We start from the raw sequence: 1,747 nt of genomic DNA, 5'->3' as shown, positions 1-1,747 counted from the left end.
GAACCAAAAGCTAATGAGTATTCGGGCTCATATATCTGATTACAAAACAAAGTAATAGGCGGACTTGAGAATAGTCCAATTGTTAATGACGAATACTGGAAATCGTCATTTCCAGTGGTTGAATTTACCGTTTATGAACGCGAACTCATGGGTACCAAGGCGAACCTCGGCTGGCAATAGCGCCGTCAATATTGCGCCAAATACGGAGATGCACATGGCACAGAATCAGAATTCCAACCCTGGTAACTTCGCGAACGACCGTGAAAAGGCCTCTGAAGCTGGCCATAAAGGTGGCCAGCACAGCAGCGGCAATTTCGCGAATGATCGCGAAAAAGCTGCGGAGGCAGGCCGGAAGGGCGGTCAGCAGAGCGGCGGCAATTTTGCGGACGATCATGAGCGGGCATCCGAAGCCGGCCGCAAGGGCGGCCAGAAGTAACTCCTCACCGGAAGGTTGGGGAATTTCGGAACCCAGATCGAGACGAAAGCGATCCGACATAAATGTTTGTATCGGATTTTAGCGCTGATATGGTCCGAAGAGCGTGCCGTCACCGGAAGGGTGACGGCATCTCTCATCCGCTCTGTGTTTTTGTGGTATTTGTCCGCGATTGGCGATGTAGAGAGCGAGCGAATTGCGGCTCGCGGTGGTTGCCGTCGGTGGCTGTTCTCTGCCGACAACGGCCGAATTTTTCCCGAACCGGCATCAGGCCGAGGCGAGGGATGCGAGCGCGTGCAAGACACGCGAGCAGAGCCTTGGCAGCGGAAACGGGGATGTAAAATGAGCGTCGGAGGTCGTCAGTGTACCGATATCAACGGAACTTCTCAAGAGTGGCGGCTAAGTTCTCAACAAACGAAGCAACATAATCCGCCTTTACCCGGTCAGCCTCGGCCAGAATGACGAGGTTGGCGAAGTCTCCGCCCGCCATCAGCAAACCTATACCTGCCTCAAGCAGGGTACGATCAATCTCAACGGAGGGCATGGTCGTCAGGTCTCGGAAAACGCCCACGATATCGCTGGGCTGGAATTTATACGTCCGGCGCAGAACCTAGACGGTTTCACAAAGAACGATCGTCGACAAGACGAGAGTCTCGGCCGCCTCGATCAGACTTGTTGCCGGGTTTGACTGCGATGCCTGATCCCAGATCAGATATCGGAACAGGACATTGGTATCGAGCGCCACCCTCATGAATTGCCGCGTGCAATCGCATCCTGCATATCCTCGAGTGAGACCCGCGGCGGTTCCGGCCGCGATGATGCACCCTTGAGCTGGTTCATGTGGGGCGCATCTTCAATAGCGCGCAGCTCAACTGGGCCATCCGGGAGAAATGAGCTGGTCCCAGTTGATCGGACAGTTTGGCGGCTGGTTTAAGCTATTTTCCGGTTGCATTCACGCCGCCAGTTTGGTGTTCAGCATTGCCGGGGCTAGCCCCGGCAATGCTGAATTTTCGATCTTGTAATAAGCCTCGTCGGGGGTTCGACCGTCAAGGGCGGTATGGGGCCTCACGGCGTTGTAAAAGCCGATCCAGCGCGCCAGCCCGGCCCGCAGAGCGGAACCCGTCTCGAAGACGTGGATATACACGCACTCGTATTTCAGCGACCTCCAGAGCCGCTCGATTGTCAAATCGCGTCCAAACGCGACCCCCTTTTCGCGTCCAATTCCGACCCCTTTGGGCGTTAGAAACAGCGTTAGCGGCGGGGGCTTATCCACGTAGTGCATAGGGGGGACCCGCGCGCCGCGGAGTGCCCGAC

Annotated in this window: 2 protein-coding genes and 1 pseudogene; 1 reads left to right on the top strand and 2 read right to left on the bottom strand. The window is 56.0% G+C overall.

The annotated features are described in order from the left end of the window. Window positions 1–235: 235 nt before the first annotated feature. A pseudogene (locus tag AruPA_RS21600) lies at window positions 236–436 on the top strand (general stress protein); the annotation flags it as partial. A gap of 370 nt (window positions 437–806) precedes the next feature. On the opposite strand, the gene AruPA_RS21595 reads toward AruPA_RS21600, so the two are convergent. Continuing rightward, window positions 807–977 carry a hypothetical protein gene (locus AruPA_RS21595; protein WP_265638788.1) on the bottom strand — a complete coding sequence of 57 codons (171 nt, stop codon included), beginning with the start codon at window positions 975–977 and terminating at the stop codon, window positions 807–809. A gap of 408 nt (window positions 978–1,385) precedes the next feature. Beyond that, the coding region (locus AruPA_RS21590; RefSeq protein WP_265638787.1) for an integrase core domain-containing protein at window positions 1,386–1,747 on the bottom strand (362 nt) is incomplete at its 5' end.

The sequence above is a fragment of the Acidiphilium sp. PA genome (assembly GCF_026191915.1).
Classification (GTDB): Bacteria; Pseudomonadota; Alphaproteobacteria; order Acetobacterales; family Acetobacteraceae; genus Acidiphilium.
Note: the sequence above shows the minus strand (reverse complement) of the source record. Positions and strands in the feature narration are given on the sequence as shown.

Coding starts and splice junctions, on each gene's coding strand:
- AruPA_RS21595 (WP_265638788.1), bottom strand. CDS start 977: ATGCCCTCCGTTGAGATTGATCGTACCCTGCTTGAGGCAGGTATAGGT.